We start from the raw sequence: 20,987 nt of genomic DNA on the forward strand, positions 1-20,987 counted from the left end.
ATATTTTCTTATTTTTTTTACTCTTCCTTCAACAGTTCTACAATGGCAGAAATCTCATCCATCAGACCGCTTGGGCTGCCGCCATATCCTTCAGCACGGTATCTTATCTTGCCGCCTTTCAGTACGATTTTCTTTGGTATGCCGCTGGTTCCGGGAAACAGTGAACGGTAAACCACCGACATGTCTTCTTTTCCTTCTTCTGAGTTATCAAAGAGCACGAGCATGTCGTCGGGACTAAGATTCTTTCGCTTCCACACTCTCTCCGGTCCCGACTTGTCACCAGCCTTGTCCTGTGTGTCTACGAAATAGAATTTCACCTTCGGATCGTCCTTATATTTGTTGACAGCCATCTGCATGCCTTCGAGTGCAGCAACACACGGGGCGCACCAAGTAGCCCAAAAGTCTAGCACCACGATATCGTCGTTCGCCCAATCTGCAGAGCTTACCTTGGTGTCCTTTATCGACATCATCTCGAACGGCTTGAACGGCTCGTTCTCAAGACCGGCTGCCACGTGAGCTTTCACGTTTTCGAGATAAGTTGGAGTCTTTAGTGAGTTGAGGAATTGGTCGTATGTTGCAGCTGGTTTTGGTTCGCACTCGTTGTAGTATGCTTTCAGCATATCGCCCAGTTTCTTGGTGAGCATTCCCGTTGATGCAGCTCCCATCATGGCTTTCACCGCCTCTTCCTTCTTGCCTTGATCCATGAGAGCTTCGGCATAGAGTTGGTTGCCCTTTGGATATTGGTTGTATCGCACGTCTTCGGGCAAGGTGTTCATTAGGTCGATGCCTTCCTGCACTCGTCCGCTTCTCATCAGTACTTCCGCCTCAACGGTGGTGTAGTAGTTTAGGGCATCCTGTTGAGACTGCTTTGGTGAGAGCCCGTCGTTGTACATATCGACATAAGTCTTTGACTTCTCGGCCATGATGGCAAACATTTTCTCTGCTATGTCGACATATGTCTTCGGTTCGTCGGGACGCTTCATTATGTAGAACATCACGGTGTGGCTATAGAGTTCCGACAGTCCCGAGAACTCCATTTCCTTCATCACCTCCACTAGTTTGTCGTAGTTTTTCTCGTCCCATAACTTTCGTGAATAAGAGCGGTAGAAGTTCACATAGATGTGTCCTCCTCCGTCGGGGTTGGCATAGAAGTCAGCAATGGGGAAGTCCTTGCGGAATTGTTCGGCAGCCTTGTTAAATTCCTCACCTTGGAGTTTCCAAAGCTTTTCGGCGGCATTACGTCGTGCGAAGTCGCCTTTAGGATATTTTTTCAGCAGTTTTGCCTTTGTTTTGTTGGCCTTAACCGTGTCTTTCTTTTGGAAGAGCAAGTCGTAGTACTGTTGCATCAGAGCCTTTTCCTCCGATTTCTTTTCCTGAGCCATTGTCGGCACCATGCTCACGAGGAGCATGGATGCCAAGAATAATAATTTTTTCATTTCTCAATTATATTTTTTACTCTTTTGCTATCGCCCTGAGGTCGATGCTGTAGTTCGTCTTGTAGAAGTTTATTAGACAGTCCCACTTCTTCTTTACTGCAGGATAAGCGAGATAGTCGGCGACGGCCTCATCGGTGGCATTGAGTATCTGCGTCATGTAGTAGTCGTAGTCGAGAATCCTTATGTCGTTATCGCTTTTGCCGTTCCACGTATCGTATGTGTCCGAGTATTTCATGTATATCTCGTTGTATACGCTATATCCGTATTGTGAATACTTCGGCATAAAACCGCGGTTTCTGAGAGCTGCGATGTCGTCGGCTGTGTATTCGTAGCTCCACTGTCCCTTTGTCATTGTTGGTTTTGTGACGTAGTCGGTCTCGGCATAGAACTCTTCAGGAATGCTGAGTAGTCCCTGTGCGCGGTAGTAAGACCATAGTGCAGTGAACAGTTCTATCTTGCGTGCCTTCTTCGTGGTGGCATCCATGGTAGACACTTGGTTCATGCCTCCGATGATGAGCCCGTTGCCGTTGATTGCATAGTTCTGAGTTGTGATCATGAAAGTTCCGTCGCCCCAGTCGCGTTTCATGTATACAGAGTCTGCAAGGAACACTCGATATGGCATTCCTCCCTTTTTCAGAAAGTCGTCGCTGAAATATTTAAGCCAGATGTCTTCAATATAGTCGAGCATGGCATCGACATTGCTAAAGTCGCCGGTGGTGGCGTGATATGTGCGTCCGCCACTTGATGCGTTGCCCGTTACCTGGAGCCACCATGCGTCTTTGTTACTGAAGTCGTAAACAACATACGAGCCATACTTGTTGTAGTAGTTGAGTATGCGTGCGTTTGCTGTATCTGATGCTCCTTTTTGTGGAAGCTCATATTCAGGAGTGATTTCTATCGGAGCTCCAATTTCCTCCCCATCGCCTGCACAGGCTGCAAAGCCAGTGCACAACGCCATTATGAACAATGTGTTTCTGATAGTCTTTTTCATTTTCTTTTCCTCCATGATCTTTATTCTGCATTCACTGCCACGCGCTCAGCTGTGTTGCGGCAGTCGTTTTGCTGTAGTTCTGTATTTTTTTCAAATACGCTCTGCGGTATTGGCAGGGTGTACATTGGGTCTTTCTCTTTCAGTGTATAGACAAGTTTAGGACCGCCAGCCTCTGCACGATAGATGTGCTTTATCTCCGGCATGCCGTAACGGCGGAGGTCAAACCATCTGAATCCCTCAAAGCAGAACTCTTTACGCCGCTCATTGCGTATCTCCTTGAGTAGTTCGTCCCCGCTGAGTGTTGTGTGCTCATAGCCTTTTATGCGCGACTTACGTAGCGTTTCCAACGCCTTGTTAGCTTCTGCTGTATTGCCAAGAAGAGTCTCTGCTTCTGCCTTGTTGAGCCAAGCTTCTGCAGTGCGGATGTTCTGGCTAAGGCCGATTGCTCCATAAGGTTTCTTTATTACATCCGACGAATACTGAAGTGCAAGTCCGTAAGATGTCCAACGCAAGTCATTGTTGGAATCCCAAAGGGCGCGGAATTCTGAAGCATGGCCTGCCCAGTAACAAGTGTTCCCAGCTCGCGTGCCAGTACCGAAGAGCCATAGTACCTCAGGATTGTTGTAGTCCAATGGATTGTAATTCCAGTTGCCTTCCATGGCTCCTGAGAGTTCTGTAGGTAGGTTCATCAGTCTTATGCCCATGGCGAGTGCCTTGCTTGCTTCATTGGCAGCCTCCTGATAGCGTTCCATGAAGAGGTAGACGCGTGATAGGAGGATATGTATCGAGGGCTGGTTTACACGGTAGTTCTTGTAGATGATTTCCAATGGGTCCATGAGTTCGGCAGCCTTCTTCAGGTCGGGCAAGATAACGTTCTCGTATGCTTCGGCCACTGTACTCCGAGCAATTCCCTCGGTTGAGAGATTCGCATCGAGTTTCAGAGGCACTCCGAGTGCGTTCTTGTTGTAGTTGTAAGGCTCGCCGTAGAGGTTTACGAGCTGGAAGTAGAGCATTGCCCTCACGGCAAGAGCCTCCGCCTTTACGCGGTCGCGAGTCTCCTTTGCACCTACTGCCTCGTCAATATTATCGAGCACTGCGTTGCATCCCATTATCTTGTTATAAAACTGAGCGTAGGTTGTGGATGTTGCAACCGTGTTTATGCGTGTGCCGTAACCGTCCTGGTCCATCATGTATGGCTGCCATGAATAGAAAGGCAGTGGAGTGATGGCCTGTGAACTGCCGGAGAATCCGTCTATTGGATTCCAATTCTCGTCGTAGCCCGTGAGGTCGAGATAAGCCTCGCAGTCGTCGTCAAGATATTCCACCCATGAGAAGTCGGGCCCATAGTTGTCAGGATAACCGCTACCAATGAGCAGTTCAGAGAAGTCGGATGCCGATTTTGGTATCACTTCGCTCTGTGACTCCTCTTCAAGAAAATCGCCGCAACTGCCGAACAATAAGGCAGTAAGTGGCAAAAGCCATATATATTTCTTCATAACGTTGTATACTATATTATTATTGTGTTAGAATGTGATATTTAGTGCTAGCGTGAATGACTTTCGTGCCGGCCATGAGGCTGTTTCAGGGTCACGTCCGTTCCACTTGCTGTCGAAGGCGATGAAGAACGGGTTGGTGAGGCTTGCCGTTATATAGGCATTGCGCATTCCCAAAGTGGCAAGTGCCGGTTTTGGTAGGTCGTACTGCAGTGACAGCGAACGGCAACGTATGAAGTCGGTGTCGGCTATGCGTGCGGTTGAGTAGTTGTACATCTGGTATGGGCTGCTCCAATATTCGCCGTTGGAACCATATTTCAGTGTAATATTAATGTCGTTTGGATTTCCTGCTGCAATGGATGGGATGTCTGTCCAAAGTTCGTCGCCCGGCTGACGCCATCGGTCAAGCATGTAGGTAGGCATGTTTTGTTCTGGACGTGGTGCACCTGTTGTGGCGAAATATTGGGGCAGATAAGCCTGTGCGCCTATTGACATTGCAAATTGTGCGCGAAGGTGGATATTCTTGTATCGCAGCGATGTGCTTATACCGCCAGCCACATCGGGCTCGGTGCATCCTGCTTCTACGAGATACTCGCGGAAGTCTACCGGCTTCTCTTCCTTGTCAAGTCCGTTGAAAGTGGGATAGCCCGTCTCCGGATCCAAGCCTGCGAAGTCAAAGGCGTAGATGGTGCCGTAGGGCATGCCTTCCACGATGGCTGCTCCTGTGAGGTAGTCGTTAGGAAGGTTTACTATCTCGTTGTTCTCCACACGGTTGTAGTCCTTGCTGGTGTTGAAGGCGATAGACCATGTCCAGTCCTTGGTGCGTATTGGAGTGGCACTGATGATAAACTCATATCCGTAGTTTTTCATGATGGTACCCTTAACGTAAGCCGATTGCACACCGTATTCGGTTGAAACCTCACGCGAGCTGAGCACATCGCTTCGTTTGTTGTAGTAGTTGAAGCCTGCGCTTAGGCGACCGTCGAAGAACGAGAGGTCGGCTCCGATGTTCCAGTCGCGTGTCTTCTCCCATCCGAGGTCAGGATATGGCAGTGACTTTATTTTCAGGTAGTACTGCTTGAAGTATGTGTGCAGGCCGCCGTCGGTGGCAATGAGGTATGGTGATACCTCAGTTACGGAATTACCTCTCCATCCGTAAGAGAAGGAGATGTCGAACATATCGTACCATGAGCTTGCCCAGTCCATCCAAGGCTCTTCGCCGATGCGCCACTTGGCACCGAAAGAGAGTGTCGGGTTGAAACGCTTGTTCTCGTCTTGACCGAAACGGTTTGACGCATCGAGACGTCCGTTGAGGTTCAGTACATAGCGGTTGTCGAAGCTGTATACGGCAGTGAAATACTCGCTGAGTTGGTTCTGTTTTGTGTTGGTTATGCTGGAGCCTTGACGCATTAGTTCATGCAAGTCAGTTGAAGGCTTATATCCAGTAACTGTGTGCAGGTCGCTGAGTGCTGGCACAGTGGCGAATGTCTCGCCGCGGTATTTCTGATAGCCGTAGTGCAGCATTGTCTCTCCGTCGAACTTATAAGATGTTACCTGCATACCAATGTTGAACGTCACGCTATGCTTTTCTGCGAAGGTGTTGTTATAGACGAAGGCGCCACGGAATGAGTAGTTTACATTCTGCTGTGTTGCACTGTTGAGAATTCCTCCGTAAGGCAGTGGGCTCGATAGCTCTTCTTCTGAATTAGCCTGTACCTCACCCATGTCGTAACCACGTATCTGTGACACGGTATTTGTGAACTCTGTTGCCCACGACTTCATTCTAGACGAAGAGAGGCTCAGCGATGCGTCGCCCTGGAACTCCACGTTTTTCAGCAGCTTCCAACGCAATCCGAGGTTTGCCTGGAAACTAGTGACCGCTGACTGCGAACCGCTGTTGTCTAGTTCGTTAAGGATGTTGTAGTTGTAGCAGTGCTTGTTGAGTATCGAGTAACTGATATTGCCATACACTGGGTAGTAGTAGAGCGAACCGTCCTCGTTGTAAAGAGGCAAGGCGCGTGAGGTGTTCATAGCATAGTCGTATGGGCTTACTCCTGAGTAGAAGTCGTTGGCTTTGCGATAACTTCCGTTTACGGAGAGGTCTATTGAGAGGTTTTTTGTTGGGCGGTAAGTGTTGTTGGAACTTGCTGTCACTTGGAACATATCGTTGCCCTTGGCCTCACCAGGAGAACTGTTGACACCGAGCGAGAAACGGCTCTGCAACTTCTCGCTGCCACTTGAGATGCTCACGTTCTGCTGTGTGCTCACCGGTGTGCGGAACAGAAGGTCAAACCAGTCGGTATTCATCTGTTCCATGTTGCGAAACTCCTGGTTAAATTCTTCCTGGGTGATGGTCTTGTTGTGCAGTTTCTGTACGAGTCCGGCATAACCTATCGGTAGCACCTCGTAGGTATAGGCATTTCGGTCGTGATACATCTGTTGGTTAAACTCCATATACTGCTGTGAGTTCATCAGGTCGTAGAGACCATACGATGGACGCTGTGTTATTGACAATGAGCCTGAATAGTTTATGCTCACTCCTGTTTGTGCTTTTGCCTTCTTGGTGGTAACAACAATCACGCCGTTGGTTGCTTGAGATCCATAGATGGCGGTTGCGGATGCATCTTTCAGCACGGTGATGGTTTCGATGTCGGCAGGGTTAAGCCACGAGATGGCGTTACCTGCGGTCTGCAGCATCTCGTCCATGTCGCTCGACAGTGGGCTTGCGTCGTTTGGTATTGGGGTGGGATTGGTCTGTATCACACCGTCTACAACCCACAGGGGTTCCTGATTGCCAAGAATGGTAGAAGTACCACGGATACGAATTTTCGGTGTTCCACCCACCTTACCAGTGGTGTTTACCACCGACACACCGGGGATAACACCCTGCAGCATTTGGTCGATGCTCGACTCGTTGGCAATCTTGATGTCCTCAGCCTTAACCTGTGATACGGCACCTACATACTGTCCGCGGTTGTATGTACCATATCCGGTCACAACCACATCGTCAATAAGGTGGCTGTCCTCATCCATAACCACGTTGATGATGCTCTGTCCCTTGTAAGCTACCACCTTGTTTTTCATTCCAATGAACGAAAAGCTGATAGAACCCTTAGACACGCCACGTGCGTTCAGATGGTATCTTCCGTCACTGCTTGTAGTGGTACCGTAATTGTTTTCCATAAACTTGACGGTTACACCAGGCAGTGGATTGCCATCGGCATCGGTAACGACACCTACGACATAACCATCGATTTTCACGTCAGTCTTCTTGTTGTCTTGCTGAACGATGATGGTGTTTTTGTCAAACTTGAATGTGAAGCCTGTCGATGCCGACATGCGCTTCAGTACTTCTCCTATTGGCTCTTTGGTGGCCTTGATGGTAATGTCACCCATCGACTCGAGCTGTGAATTACTGTACACGAAGTCAAGTCCAGTCTGTTTACTGATAGTCCTGAGGACCTGCGAGACAGGAGTACTCGTGAAGTTCAGAGTGACTTTCTGATGTTGCCCCCTTATGCCTAAGGCGACAAACAGCAGAATCATGATTAACAATTGCTTTTCTTTTCTCATAATATCATTTGTGTTGAAATTTATATTATCTTACTATAACGGTATTTCCTTTTACATAAAATTCTACTACTGTAGTCGATTCTATGCGTTTCAGGATGTCTACGGGATTTGAGAAGCGTGAGAGAATACCGGTGAATTTCTGATGCTTTACTGCCTCGTTGTCAAACTTCACGTCAATGCCATACCATTGCGAGATGCGTGTCATGATGAGTTCAATCGACTCGTTTTCAAACACGAACTTCCCGTCTTTCCATGCCGTATATAAATAGGTGTCTACCTCTGTTACCTTCGATGTGCTGCCGTCATCGTGGACACAAATTTTCTGGTTTGGTGTCAGCATAGCACACGTTTCGCCCTTTGCCCTGCACTCCACACGGCCTTCAACAAGTGTGGTCTCAACATGTTTCGGATTGTAGGCGTTTACATTGAACGAAGTGCCGTGTACAACAATGTCGACACCAGATGGAGTGCTTACCACAAATTTCCTCTTGGCATCGTGAGCTACTTCGAAGTATGCCTCGCCCTTCAGGAACACCTGTCGTGTCGCTTCTGCGAATGTTGTGGGGAAAAGCAGTTCGCTGGCTGAGTTGAGCATCACTTTTGTTCCGTCCGACAATCTTAGCGAGTAATATCCGCATTGTGGAATTTTTACCGTGGTCTTTGTGTCTACAGCGGCCTTTAGGTTAGAGAAGTCGAGCAGTCCGTCTTCCTCTGTTATCTGTTCCACTATATTCTCCTTCTCGCTGTTGCTGTCCTTGCTAACTACGTTGTTTTCTACATCTATTGTTTCTCCATCGGCTGTCATGATGGTTGCTGCCATAGCCGGAGCTTTTACTTCCATTGCCTCCACTTCAGCCAAAGGCATCTCCTGGGGTGAGGTGAAGTGTACGTAGGCCGCAGTGAAAGATACCATGAGGGCAACTACAGCAGCTGCCGACCATGCCATGATTTTTCTCATGCGACGATGCCTCTCTGTCTTTTGCTGCCTTGAAATGTGGTTGAGAAGCTTTTTTCGCGCCATTGCCACCTTCTCTGCGCTTGGTGACTTTGAGTGTGTGGAGTGCCACAGTTGTTTGTAACTCTCAAACTCCTTGCGGTTTGTCTCGTCGGCTTCTATCCACTGTTTCAACTGCTTGAGCAATTCCTCAGTGCATTCGCCTCCGAGAATTCTGTTGATAAGTATAATGTCTTTTTCTTCCATTTCGATGTTTTTAATGCTTTTTCATAGTCAAAACACTTAATAAAAGCAAAATCCCTATTCAAAAACTAACTTTTTGCAAAGTAAATCGTTTTTTTTGTGTAATTTTGCAGCCAAGAGAGAAGAATTAGTTTTAAATCAGTACACCAGCGATGGATTTCCACGACAATGAATACATTCTTGCTGACTCATTAAGAGAGGGTGACAAGAAGGCGTATGAGTATGTTTTTGACACATACTACACGTCACTTGTTGACTATGCGTGGAGAATTCTCCACGATGAGGAAGCTGCGGAGGATATTGTTCAGTCGCTATTCATGAAAATTTATGAGGAGCGTGAAACCCTTACTTTCTCTCCGCCACTAAAACCATACCTTTTTTCATCAGTCTACAAGCGTTGCCTTAATGAACTTAGGCATAAGAAGATAGTGGATACCTTTGTAGATAAAAGCATCATTGACTTCTATTCGCGCCAGGTGATACAGACACCCGACGAGGAAATAAACATGCGGATGAAAGAGGTGAAGAAATATCTTGACGAGGCCGTTGAGGCTCTGCCCACGAAATGCCGCGACATCTATAGGCTTAAATACGAGCAGGGGTTGTCAAACGCCGAGATTGCAGAGATGTATGCCATTTCTCCCAAAACTGTTGAGGCACAAACAACAAAAGCCCTTTCCCGATTGAGAAAGGACCTTGAGTGGCTGCTGTTTGCCATTACAGCCTTGAATGCCGGTTACGACGACATTATTTCTCAGTTTGCGATGCAAGTGCCTGCCTGAGCGCATTGTTGCGCTCGTTCATTACCCTGAAAAAACAATTATTACCATAGAGATGCCTGCCGACAAGAGCTTTCAGCTGCAACACCACATAGTCTTTACATTTAGCCATGTCGTCGTCGCTTCGCTCGTAACCAAGCTCATCTGATTTTGCTAATACCTTATTAAATATAGAGAGAGAATCAAAATGTCTTATGAAGTCTTCTTCCGTCGTGTATTTCTGACGTAGCTCCGTCTCATGCTCCTGAGCATAGGTGCGGGCAATAAGCGTCTGCACTCCGCTGAAGGTGATGATGTTATACCACATCGAAGAGCGGTGGAGTGTGTCTGGTGCTACCTCAATGTCAGGCTTCACCCCCCAGTCGGCCTTCTGTTCAGGAATATATGGTTTTTGTATACATACTCCCTTGGGTGTGAAATAGCGTGCTACGGTGATGCGAAGTGCCGATCCGTCGGCAAAGGGCAATGTCTCCTGTATCAGTCCCTTACCAAAGCTACGCTTTCCTGTTATTAATGCCCTGTCGTGGTCTTTCAAGGCGGCGGCAAACAACTCTGCTGCCGATTTCGTTCCACTGCCTATGAGCACCGAGAGCCTGCCTCTTTCAAACATTCCCTTGCGGCTCGTCTTAAACACCTTTTCTGGCACATTCTTTCCTCGTGCCGTAAACACTGTGAGGTCTTTCGAAAGAAATTCGTCGGCTATCTCCACTGCTTTGTCTACCAGCCCGCCGCCATTCTGTTGTAGGTCTATTATCAGCGACTTCATACCCTGTTTCTTTAATTCTCTAATAGACTCACGCACTTCGTCGGCACTGCTTTGCCCAAACATGGAGAGCGAAATGTAGCCAGTGGTATTGTCTGCCATATATGCAGCGTTTACACAATAAGGAGCATTTGGCTTGGCGTCGGTCTTATGCTGTAATGTCTGAGTCTTGCCTTCTGACTGTGGAATGTTGTCGCCGAATAACATCTCACCTTGCTTCGCGCTTTCGGGTGCCAGATATTCCGAAAAGGGGTCGAGAGACTTCATCATGTTTGAAATATGATAGTCAACAAACTTTGACTTGTCAACAGAATCTACATAGAGATTTATTACAGCATACAACGTCATATTTAGTTTCTCCTCAGGAGTCATTTGGGCCATGCCGGCCAATGTGGTTGCCAAGAAGACAACAGTGGAAAACAATCTTTTCATGCTAAATGTTTTTTCTATACGACACTGCTGATAGACGTAACCCTATGTCATTTTGCCTAAAAAACGTTAATTGGAAATTATTGTATTTTTTCTTTTCGAGTATGAAATAATAGCATTAACTTTGCACAAAAAACAATGAAACATTTTACAACAATAGCATTGTGGTTTATATACACCATAGCCATAGCACAAAATTTCACCCTTAAAGGAACCATCCACAGTAACGACTATGACGGGCTCTCCATTTTCCTTGTAAGACTCCATCCTGCAGACCGAAGTCTCAACACCATTGTCGATAGCGCACGCATCGAAAACGGCCAGTTCTGTTTCTCCTTGTCAGTTACCACACCATTCTTGGCGTCGATTTCCTTGCCGCCAAAAGACAATTATCACTACTATGGTCTGCCCGAAACTATGTGCATAGCAGAGCCAGGCAATGTTGCCATTAGCTATTCACCCTCAGATCCATATAGCGTAACCTTAAGCGGTGGCAAGCTAAATGCCGACTATGACGCCACTATCCTGTCGCGTGATAGAGAAGTGCGACGGAAAATAAAGTCAATGATTGAAGCACGCAACGCCCAAGAACAAACTGTACAATATTCGCTAGAACAGGAGCAGGCTTACAACGATAGTCTCCGAAGTCTTTATGCCACCATGCAACCTGCTTATAACGACTTCGTTGCCCGAAACATCAACAACGACGTGGGAGCCTCGCTGTTTTTTCTCCATCAAAATGACTTTTCTGAGGCGTGCTACAAGAGTCTGAAGACTAAGGTGCGTAGCGACTATGTATTCTGTCACGATAGCATCATGCAAGCTAAGGAGATGGCAAGGAATAGGGAAGACTCTATACGCTCAGTCAATCATAGAGGTGCTCGTTATTCCGACTTTACGTCTTTTACGCCCGATGGCAAGTCCGTTGCTCTTTCCAGTCTTCTTAAGCCAGGACGCATCCTGCTTCTAGACTTTTGGGCTTCGTGGTGTAGCCCATGCCGCATGGAGATACCGGAATTAAAGAAACTTTACGAGAAGTATCACGACAAGGGATTTGATGTGGTAAGTGTCTCGCTTGATACCAAGCGCGAGGCATGGACCAAAGCCCTTGATGCCGAACAGATGCCTTGGCTTCAGCTTTCAACTCTCGAAGGTTTCAAATCTAAGTCAGCACAAGCTTATGCTGTGCATGCCATTCCTTTTGTTGTCCTCATTTCTGGCAATGGCAATATATTGCAAGTAAACATTCATGGACAGTTGCTTGAAAAAAACATAGAAGAGAATCTTAATAATTAGTGGTTTAGATATAAACATCATTAGTGTCCCGATTTTAATGGGACACTAATGATAATAAATATTAAATTAACAAACGGTTCGTATTCCTTACGCATACAAATCTTTTCTGCCTCGACAAAGAGATATGATCTTATCTTTGAGCCGATGGCGATGGTCTTCTTATTAGCCGTCCCGCTTGTCTTTCGGCACAGCTTGCAATTATTCTTTCTCTTGCATCTGATCAAAGATAGCCATTATGTCGCCCTTGTACCACTCAATGTCTGTTGGCAACCATGTAAATCCGTAATACTTGTGCTGGTTGCTGATTTCCTGCCGTATCGTATCGTCGCTATAGTCGTGGTCGATAAGATAGCGTATGACAGAGGCACGAACCAAGGTTTCATCTATCACGTTCTCCCATATGCCGTAACCCATGGAATTGAGTTTCTTACGGTTCTCGTTGAGTAGACGGGTAGCAATTTTCTTGTATTTCTTGTCCGGCGAAATAAAAGAATGGCAGAACTCGTGTACGAGAATCTTGTCAATCTCACTGTCGCGGAAATACCATGGTGTGCCGTCTTCCTTTTCTCCATATAGCATTACGGCAATCATTTCAGGACGTTTTCCGGGAATTGTGCGCTCTATCGAAAAGCTGCCGGCTCCGTTGTTCAATCCAACGATAATGCCAAAGTCTTCAGTCGCCTCCTTTTGGAAGAAACTTCACATAAGGATGGCTTGAGGTCAACTTGCGTATGAAACGCATCACTTGGCGCATATACTCCTTGTCGGCAGATGGTTTGGTAAAATCCTTGCAGATGAAATGTTCGTCGCCTTCCACGGTCATCGTGTCGAGGTCGATGGTGTATTTGGAAGCCTCAGCCGCAAGTTTCTCAAAACACGAGTATGGCACCTGGCTGTCTTGTCGGCTATGCATCATCAGCACTGGACGGTTATTGAGTCCACGAAGGGCGTACAATGGACTGTTTACAGACGAATCAACGCCATATTTCTCTTTTACGACCTGACGTGTAATGCCAGCAAGTTGTTCTGCAGGAATCATCGGCAGAAACGCTTCGCGACTTGCCTGCAGGAAGTCCTCAAGACTTGAGAAGGCAGAAAGGGCAATAAGGCCGTCGATATCCTTGTTTTCACCTATGGAGCGAATGGCCACGGCACCTCCCATAGACACTCCCATTACGATTACGGGAATGTCTTTGTATTTGGCATTGCTTTTTATATAATCGGTCACAACCTTCACGTCGCGAGCCTCTTCATAAGCCAGGCAGATGCGGTTGCCATCGCTTTTTCCGTGACCTCTGAGGTCGGGCATGATTGTTGCCACATTGGCCTTATAGAACTCTGCAGCATGACCATAGAAGGCTGTCACCGAAGGATTTTCTATGCCCGACAGGCAAATCACCACACCCTTAGGCTGCTTAGGACAGACCTCGTAGGCAAAGATGCCGAAGCCGTCGGAAGTCTTCAGGGTCAAGGAGTCGGGAGCAGGAAGTCCGAAGTCCCTTGCATCGTAAACCACGTCGTAGTCAACATGCTTATCGACAAGATAGTCGATCACCTGTCGTTCTGCAGCCTTCCAATTCTCTTGTTCGGCAGTTACCTGCGCCTTCACTTCAAATGCCGACATAGAACAAGCGGCAAATAATAATGCAAAAAATAATTTCATTTCTTAAGTTAATGATTTGACTGCAAAAGTACTGCTTTCATTGCAGAAAACCAAAAAACTGGGACATAAAGCATGAATAAGTGACGAATGGCATAAAAAACAACATAAAATAAGACGAAATGAGACAAATAAGAATAATTCTTTCTTCATTTGTTGATTTCTCATTTATTATTTGTATATTTGTAGCCGAATTATTGGTACAATACAGAACAACAAACTATATGAAACATACAACTATTATCGATATAGCCAAAGAACTGGGCATATCCAAAAGCACCGTATCAAGGGCATTGTCGGGTGACACGCACAACGTGAAGCCTGAAACGATGAGACTTATCAACGAAACTGCCATCCGTATGGGATACCAGCGCAATGAAATGGCAGTCAACCTGCGACGCCAAAGTTCACGCAATATCGGTATCATCATTCCGGAAATTGTCACCTCGTTCTTCATGAACTTCATTCAGCATGCACAGAAAGAACTACGCCAACACGGCTACCGCACAATCATTGCGGTATCAAACGAAGACCCAGAACAAGAAGCCGAGAATCTGATGATGTTGCAGCAGTGTCGTGTGGAAGGAATCCTTATGAGTGTATGCCACAAGGACAGAAACTCTAATATATATAATAATGTGAAGAACCACGGAATACCTATTGTATTCTTTGACAGGAAGGTGGAGGGAATAGACGCTTCGACAGTGCGCATCGACGACTATCTGATGGCATTCTTCATTGTAGAGAGAATGATAAGGAGCGGATGCCGCAAGATCGTGCATCTGGCTGGTCCAGACCACATAAGCAACGGATATGACCGCCACCGCGGCTACAGGGAGGCTCTTGAGAAATTCTCAATCCCTTACGACAAACGTTATGTCATAAAAGGAGGATTGAGTGCAGAAGAAGGTGCTGCCGCCGTGGAAAAATTCATGTCGCAAGGGTTGGACTTTGACGGTCTTTTCGGATTTACGGAGACATCGACATTAGGAGCCAAGAGCTCACTGCAGAGGATGAACTACCGCATACCTGAAGATGTGTCGCTATGCTGCATCTCGGGCACGACATTATGCACACTTGTACATCCGACAGTAACGGCAGTGGAACAGCCTGTGATAGAAATGGCCACTCTCTCTTGCAGGTTGCTGCTCGGACAAATTGCCGATCCCAACGCTGCAATAGAGAATGTCATGCTAAGAGGCAACATAGTGGAAAGGGAGTCTTTCAGAACTTGAAAACCTGTGCGCCTATCTGGAAGAAAGCCCTGTCCATAACAGGATTGAACACTGCACAGGCAAACACCGGGAGAGTATAGTTCTTCGTAATCTGTATGCGGCGCTCGGCTCGCAGTTGAAGATGAACGATTCCTGCCTTGTCGCTATAAAAAGTGCTTGAATCCCCGTTTTGGCTTGCCAGTGTGAAAGTGCCGCCTACACTGGCATCGAAACTCCAGTCTTTGTCACGGAACAGGGGATAGTCAGCCGACACATAGCAGGAATAACGGTTGGCGCTATTGTCGCTCCACCGGTCGCGTCCGAAAAGTATTGTTGACCAACTGACGGTAAGCGGAAATCGGGGAGCGGTTTCTGCAAAGCTATAGCTCAGGATGCAGTCGAGGAAACGTCCTGTCGTACGGGCCGAGTAGTTAAAGAACTCATGGTTGTTGTAGTCTGCCCCAGGCGAGAAATTGTAGGTGTCCCACAATGCCAATTTCCAGCCACCAGCCCTTACCTCACCGAAAAAGTTAAACTCCTTGTAGTCGCCTGAGGTATTTGTGCCACTCCATAACCCCACTTTGAAATGGTCATTCTTGTCGTGAATGGCAAGGTCAGCACACATCACCAGTCCGTCGCTCACCTCAATGCCTCGCCACAGGTGGTTGTTGGCTATCTCAAGACCAAAATCCACGTAATCCTTCACGTCAGTTTGTTTTTGAGCCTGGGCAGCAGTGCAACAAAGCACCACTGCCAGACATCCGAAAACGAATCTAAAAACAAACTGTATATTCCTGTTGATATCCCGAATGTTCATTGTATATCACTCTTTTTTTCAAAGTCGATGATGACCTTCATGGTCGTTGCCTTGTTCTCGTCAATATACTTGTAGGCCTCGTCATACTGCTCGAAAGCAAAGCGGTTGGAAATCAGAGGCTCAAGGTTTACAATACCACGGCTGACATAATCAACGGCTGTAAGATAGTCCTCATGACGATACATCATCGTGCCAATGAGGCGAAGCTCATGCTCACCGAGGTAGAACATGCTGAGTGCAGGGTCTCTGGCAAACACCGCCACAATCACAATGTCGCTTCCCTTCTCAATGGATTCCATAAGCGAACGCACACTGGACTCCACGCCAGCCACCTCGAAGCCCACCTGGTAGCCCTCATCGCCGAACACCTCCTTGGCAGCGTCTTTCAGAGACTTGTTCAATACATTGGCTGTATATTCTATACCGCACTCCCTTGCCTTGGCAAGACGCAAGTCGCTCACATCGGTAATGAGCACCTTCTTGGCACCACGTGCCTTGCAGAACTGGGCCACAAGGTTGCCTATTGCACCGGCTCCACTCACCACCACGTTCTTGTTCTTCACGTCCGTGCGGTTAGTGGCGTGTGCGCCCACTGCCGAAGGCTCTATCATTGCGCCATAGTCGAGGCTCATTCCTGCGGGCAATACCACCACACGGTCGTCGGTGGTCACAAAATAGTCCTGCGCAACTCCATCGGCCTGGAACGCCTCAACGCGCAGATGCTCACATACATTATACTGTCCGCGTTTGCATGGTCCACATTCTCCGCAGACCAACTGCGGTCGAGCCGTGATGTTATCGCCCGGTTTGCATACCGTCACATCCTTACCGATAGCCACTACCACTGCCGAATACTCATGTCCCTGGACTACAGGATAGAACGTTGCCGGATGTAAACCTTGATAGGAATGAATCTCACTACCACAGATTCCAATACGCTTTACGTTTATCAATACCTCGTGAGCCTTCAGGTTCTCTGCCTTTGGTGCCTCAACATTCTTAAACTCTATGTTCCTTGGGGAAACTAAAACTGCCTGTCTCATAATTATTTCAATTTATATTTATATTACTTTTTCATGTGATAATTCTCTATGTATAAGGTTTTTATTTAAACCACAGAGCTAAAGAGAAAAAGAGATTTGTGGTTTTATAGAGAAGGTCGCAAGCGACAGAGGACACAGAGTTTCCATGCGGCAAACATGATGCGCAGCTCTCTATGAGCTCTAAATGCCTTGGCATTCACCCTCTTTCATTAGTATAAATACTCTATATCTCTTAAACTCTGTGGTTTAAAATAACTTCCGAAAGTTGAGTTTATATTACTTTTTCATGTTTTCAAGCTCATTTATTATCTGGTTGTATTCCTTTCTGCTCAGTCGATAGAAAAGCATGATGCCCGCCGTGATAATCCACAGGATGCCTGGCACTGTGCTGAAAGCATGATGAATCACCTCCTTTACAGTTTCCGACTGCTCCACATTGGCCTCATAACCAGCCCAGCCCATGACCAAAGCCAACAGCGACGTGCCCAATGCCATTCCAATTTTGTTTGCCAGCGATATGAATGAATACTGGAAACCGTCGTTGCGTATGCCCGTTTTCCATTCACCGTATTCCACACAATCCGGTATGATGGCATATATGGCAGTGTTGAAACCAGAGAAAAAGAACTGTGCCAAAGCTGCAAACAGGTAGAACCATAATGGTTCTTCATTAGGCGAGAAGAAATAAAGCACAACCATGCTCACGCCCATCAACACGCTGAACACACTCGCTGCCCATCCTTTGTTGCCCGTCCACTTGAACACCAACGGGAAAATGGCTGCACCTATGATGGAAGGTATGACGATTACACCTGAGAAGAACGAGAACAAATCCTCATTGCCCTCTACATACTTGAAGTAATAGATGAGGTCGGCATTGCGTCCGTAGAGGATGAAACCAAAGAGCAACTGTCCTACCACCGCCATCAGGAACGGCTTGTTTTTGACCACCGCCTTCAACTGATCACCAATGGGATAAGCCTTCTGGGACATGGGAATCTCCACCACCTCCTTGGTCTTGGCAAAACAGAACCAGTGGCAACAAGTGAATACCAAGCCGTAGATAGCCGCCACTCCAATGAAGCCTTGGGCACTGCTTAGTGTGCCATCGCCACAGTATTTAACCAGTGGAACCGTGATAATGTTGATGATGCCAATGGCTATCATCGCTGCAACAGAGCGACTTGTGTTTATCTGTGCCCGCTCGTCAATGTTCTGGGTCATTGCTCCACAAAGGGTGCCGTATGGCAGGTTTACACAAGTATATCCCAATACCAACAGTCCGTAGGTGATACTCATATAGATGATCTTACCTGTATAGTCCATCTCAGGATGAGCCCAAAAGCAGAGCACAAGAACAAGTCCTGTGATGGGTGCGCCAAAGAGCAACCAAGGGCGATAGCGACCCCAACGCGACTTGGTGCGGTCGCTGAGACTTCCGATAAGTGGATCGTTGACGGCATCCCATATTCGGGAAACGAGCATAAGAGTGGCCACTGCCGCCATGCCGATGCCAAACACGTCAGTATAGAAAATCATCAGAAATGACACGACGAACGACCAACTGAAGTTGCAGCCGACATCGCCAAAGCCATAGGCGAACTTGCTGATGAATGGTACTTTCCCTTTTAGGGAGTTAGTTTTTATTGTTTCCATTTTTAATGTTAGATAAGGGTTTGATAAAGTTATTTGAGTCAATATTAGGACATCTACCGGCCTCTAGTCCTTGGTTTTGACGATGCAAAGGTATTAGGAAATTCTCTGATAATCAAGTGTTTTTCATAAAGTTTTTTTCGCAACCGTTCCCGCAACCGTTCCCATTTTCCGCAACCGTTCCCATTCTAACATCTTGACCTTATAACAAGAAAAAGCGGGGTCGTTTTTTCCTTGCTATTCCTTCCCGCGATATTCATCATATGTTTACGAATTTCTGTTGCAAAGATAATGATTTCCGTGCAAATCACATCCTTTTTCAGTAGAAAAAGTACAAATAGGACATTTTCCATTCATTATGGGTAGTGATGTTTCTGTAAATTATAGTATCTTTGCAGCAAAAATAAAAGCATAGTGAATATGAGAAAAAAAATATGGATTCTGATGATGCTGCCAGCAATGGCGCAGGCGCAGACTCTTGAAGAGTGTCAGCGAGCGGCAGAACAGAATTATCCGCTCATCAGACAGTATGGACTGATTGAGAAAACCACCAGCCTCAACGTGGCAAATATCCAAAAGGGTTGGTTGCCACAAGTGACTGCCTCGGCACAAGCCACACTGCAGACCGACGTGACGGCTTTTCCCGACAAACTTCAGACGGTATTTCAGCAGACGGGCATCACTATGGATGGACTGAAAAAGGACCAGTATCGTGTAGGCATCGATGTGCAGCAGACTGTGTATGACGCAGGAAACATCAAGAGCCAAAAGGAGATAGCCCGCCGACAAGGCGAACTGCAGTCGCGACAGAACGAGGTGACGATGTACAATGTGCGCAGGAGGGTGAACGAGATGTATTTCTCGCTGTTGCTCGTGGACGAACAGATACGGTTGAATGCCGACCTGCAGACGGTGCTGGAAGGCAACGAGAAGAAACTGGCTGCCATGCTTAAAGGCGGCACGGCATCAGAGAGCGACTGGCTGAACGTGAAGGTGGAGCGGCTGAACGTGGTGCAGAAGATGACTGGCCTGCAGTCGCAACGCACGGCACTTGCGAGGATGCTATCCATATTCTGTGGCATTGAAGTGAATGGTTTGGTTAAGCCGGAAATTCCGGAAAACATGAACGCCTCTATTAACCTTCGCCCGGAACTGAAGGCACTCGATGCCCAATTGAGACTGACTGATGCCCAGGAAAAGGCTTTGGATGCCGCCATGATGCCACGGCTTGGGGTGTTTGCCCAAGGTTATTATGGCTATCCCGGTTATAATATGTTTGAGGACATGATGAGCCACAAGTTCTCGTGGAACGGGATGATCGGGGCAAGACTGACATGGAACATAGGTACTCTGTATACCCGCAAAAACGACAAGGCGAAACTTCAAGTGCAGCGTGAGACCACCGAGGTGAACCGCGAACGTTTTCTCTTCGACAACAATTTGGAACAAATAGAACAGAACGAGAATATCTCACGCTATCGCCAAATGATGACCGACGACGAGGAAATCATTTCCCTACGCTCGTCGATACGCAAGGCGGCGGAATCCAAACTTGCCCACGGTATTATCGATGTGAACGACCTTGTAAGAGAGATTAACAGCGAAAACAAGGCACGAGTGGAACAATGCATCCACGAGATTGAGATGCTGAAGGAGATTTACGATCTAAAGATTACAATAGGAGAATAAAAATAAGAAATATCGGAGATATGAAAAAAATTATAGCGATGGCAAGTGTAACACTTGTGCTTAATGCCTGCGGGAACAAAGAGCGCGAATATGACGCAACGGGAGTATTTGAAGCCACTGAGACTACTGTCTATGCCGAGCAGACGGGAGCCTTGTTGATGTTCAATGTCGAGGAGGGTGACATCGTGGGACGGAACAAGGAGGTAGGACTCATCGACACCACACAGTTGTGGCTGAAGATACAACAGACAGAAGCAATGAAAAACGTATATCAGAGTCAGAAACCTGAGCAGGAGAAGCAGATAGCCGTAACTCGCCGGCAACTGGCAAAGGCAAAGCAAGACCAGCAGAGATACAAGGAACTGGTGGCTGACGGGGCCGCACCGGCAAAGATGCTTGACGATGCCAATAGCCAGGTGGACGTGTTGCAGCGGCAGCTTGACGCACAGTTGTCGTCGCTCAGTGTGACCACCAATGCCCTCGACAAGCAGATGGTAGCCACTGATGTTCAGGCAGACCAGTTGCGCGACCAGTTGCGCAAATGCCACATACTTGTTCCGGCAAAGGGCACGGTGATAGAGAAGTATGTTGAGCGCGGCGAGTTTGTGTCTGCCGGTAAACCGCTCTTCAGGATAGCAGACACGGAGAATATGTTCATCCGTGCCTATGTCACCTCTGCACAGTTGAAGAACATAAAGACAGGTCAGAAAGCCACCGTGTTTGCCGACTATGGCAACGGCGAGAAGAAGGAGTACGAAGGACGGGTGACATGGATTTCAAGCCGTTCGGAGTTTACGCCTAAGACCATACTTACTGACGACGAGCGCGCCGACCTGGTATATGCCGTCAAGGTGGCGATAAAGGGCGACGGATTTGTGAAGATGGGAATGTACGGTGAGGTGCTGTTCGCTTCTGAGAAACGAGATTAAAGAATTAAAGGTTTAAAGTCATTC

Annotated in this window: 16 protein-coding genes; 5 read left to right on the forward strand and 11 right to left on the reverse strand. The window is 47.2% G+C overall.

Annotated elements, in window-relative coordinates:
• Positions 1 to 17: 17 nt before the first annotated feature.
• The 5 genes from CIK98_RS16465 to CIK98_RS16485 are packed head-to-tail and all read right to left on the reverse strand — an operon-like array spanning position 18 to position 8,694.
• Entirely contained in the window at positions 18 to 1,436 is a 1,419-nt protein-coding gene (locus tag CIK98_RS16465) for a thioredoxin domain-containing protein (protein WP_094386172.1), read from the reverse strand.
• A gap of 16 nt (positions 1,437 to 1,452) precedes the next feature.
• Complete coding sequence (locus CIK98_RS16470) at positions 1,453 to 2,427, reverse strand: hypothetical protein (RefSeq protein ID WP_141210581.1); 975 nt, start codon at positions 2,425 to 2,427, stop codon at positions 1,453 to 1,455.
• A 20-nt stretch (positions 2,428 to 2,447) separates the two neighbouring features.
• Positions 2,448 to 3,923, reverse strand: a complete 1,476-nt coding sequence (locus CIK98_RS16475; RefSeq protein ID WP_094386176.1) for a RagB/SusD family nutrient uptake outer membrane protein — start codon at positions 3,921 to 3,923, stop codon at positions 2,448 to 2,450.
• A 27-nt stretch (positions 3,924 to 3,950) separates the two neighbouring features.
• On the reverse strand, positions 3,951 to 7,493 hold the full coding sequence (locus CIK98_RS16480; RefSeq protein WP_094386178.1) for a SusC/RagA family TonB-linked outer membrane protein: 3,543 nt from the start codon (positions 7,491 to 7,493) through the stop codon (positions 3,951 to 3,953).
• Positions 7,494 to 7,518: 25 nt separating this feature from the next.
• A complete protein-coding gene (locus CIK98_RS16485; RefSeq protein WP_094386180.1) occupies positions 7,519 to 8,694 on the reverse strand; it encodes a FecR family protein in 1,176 nt (391 codons plus the stop codon).
• A gap of 149 nt (positions 8,695 to 8,843) precedes the next feature.
• Between CIK98_RS16485 and CIK98_RS16490 the strand changes: the two genes are divergently transcribed.
• Positions 8,844 to 9,473 (forward strand): RNA polymerase sigma-70 factor, encoded by a 630-nt coding sequence (locus CIK98_RS16490; RefSeq protein ID WP_094386182.1) that lies wholly within the window; start codon positions 8,844 to 8,846, stop codon positions 9,471 to 9,473.
• Here the strand turns inward: CIK98_RS16490 and CIK98_RS16495 are convergent.
• Positions 9,439 to 10,665 carry a S41 family peptidase gene (locus CIK98_RS16495; RefSeq protein ID WP_094386184.1) on the reverse strand — a complete coding sequence of 409 codons (1,227 nt, stop codon included), beginning with the start codon at positions 10,663 to 10,665 and terminating at the stop codon, positions 9,439 to 9,441. The two genes, CIK98_RS16490 and CIK98_RS16495, sit on opposite strands and share 35 nt — an antisense overlap.
• A gap of 135 nt (positions 10,666 to 10,800) precedes the next feature.
• On the opposite strand from CIK98_RS16495, the gene CIK98_RS16500 reads away from it, so the two are divergent.
• Positions 10,801 to 11,958, forward strand: a complete 1,158-nt coding sequence (locus CIK98_RS16500; RefSeq protein WP_094386186.1) for a TlpA disulfide reductase family protein — start codon at positions 10,801 to 10,803, stop codon at positions 11,956 to 11,958.
• A 198-nt stretch (positions 11,959 to 12,156) separates the two neighbouring features.
• Here CIK98_RS16500 and CIK98_RS16505 read toward each other — a convergent pair whose 3' ends face one another.
• Both CIK98_RS16505 and CIK98_RS16510 read right to left on the reverse strand, forming a co-directional pair.
• Positions 12,157 to 12,609: a DUF4932 domain-containing protein gene (locus CIK98_RS16505; RefSeq protein WP_172410003.1), complete on the reverse strand. Its 453-nt coding sequence runs from the start codon at positions 12,607 to 12,609 to the stop codon at positions 12,157 to 12,159.
• A 22-nt stretch (positions 12,610 to 12,631) separates the two neighbouring features.
• A complete protein-coding gene (locus CIK98_RS16510) occupies positions 12,632 to 13,621 on the reverse strand; it encodes an alpha/beta hydrolase (protein ID WP_094386190.1) in 990 nt (329 codons plus the stop codon).
• Positions 13,622 to 13,842: 221 nt separating this feature from the next.
• Here CIK98_RS16510 and CIK98_RS16515 point away from each other — a divergent pair, with 221 nt between their 5' ends.
• Positions 13,843 to 14,853 carry a LacI family DNA-binding transcriptional regulator gene (locus CIK98_RS16515; protein WP_094386191.1) on the forward strand — a complete coding sequence of 337 codons (1,011 nt, stop codon included), beginning with the start codon at positions 13,843 to 13,845 and terminating at the stop codon, positions 14,851 to 14,853.
• On the opposite strand, the gene CIK98_RS16520 is transcribed toward CIK98_RS16515, so the two are convergent.
• The 3 genes from CIK98_RS16520 to CIK98_RS16530 form a co-directional block, all read right to left on the reverse strand.
• Positions 14,843 to 15,649, reverse strand: coding sequence for a hypothetical protein (locus CIK98_RS16520; protein WP_094386193.1), 807 nt, complete (start codon positions 15,647 to 15,649; stop codon positions 14,843 to 14,845). The genes CIK98_RS16515 and CIK98_RS16520 overlap by 11 nt on opposite strands.
• Positions 15,646 to 16,692, reverse strand: coding sequence for a zinc-binding dehydrogenase (locus tag CIK98_RS16525; RefSeq protein WP_094386195.1), 1,047 nt, complete (start codon positions 16,690 to 16,692; stop codon positions 15,646 to 15,648). The genes CIK98_RS16520 and CIK98_RS16525 overlap by 4 nt, the downstream gene beginning before the upstream one ends.
• A gap of 276 nt (positions 16,693 to 16,968) precedes the next feature.
• Positions 16,969 to 18,348, reverse strand: coding sequence for an MFS transporter (locus CIK98_RS16530; protein ID WP_094386197.1), 1,380 nt, complete (start codon positions 18,346 to 18,348; stop codon positions 16,969 to 16,971).
• A gap of 417 nt (positions 18,349 to 18,765) precedes the next feature.
• On the opposite strand from CIK98_RS16530, the gene CIK98_RS16535 reads away from it, so the two are divergent.
• Positions 18,766 to 20,034 carry a TolC family protein gene (locus tag CIK98_RS16535; RefSeq protein ID WP_094386199.1) on the forward strand — a complete coding sequence of 423 codons (1,269 nt, stop codon included), beginning with the start codon at positions 18,766 to 18,768 and terminating at the stop codon, positions 20,032 to 20,034.
• 20 nt (positions 20,035 to 20,054) lie between these two features.
• Positions 20,055 to 20,963 carry an HlyD family secretion protein gene (locus tag CIK98_RS16540; RefSeq protein ID WP_094386201.1) on the forward strand — a complete coding sequence of 303 codons (909 nt, stop codon included), beginning with the start codon at positions 20,055 to 20,057 and terminating at the stop codon, positions 20,961 to 20,963.
• Positions 20,964 to 20,987 lie beyond the last annotated feature (24 nt).

Origin of the sequence: Prevotella sp. P2-180 (genome assembly GCF_002251435.1) — a bacterium.
GTDB lineage: Bacteria > Bacteroidota > Bacteroidia > Bacteroidales > Bacteroidaceae > Prevotella.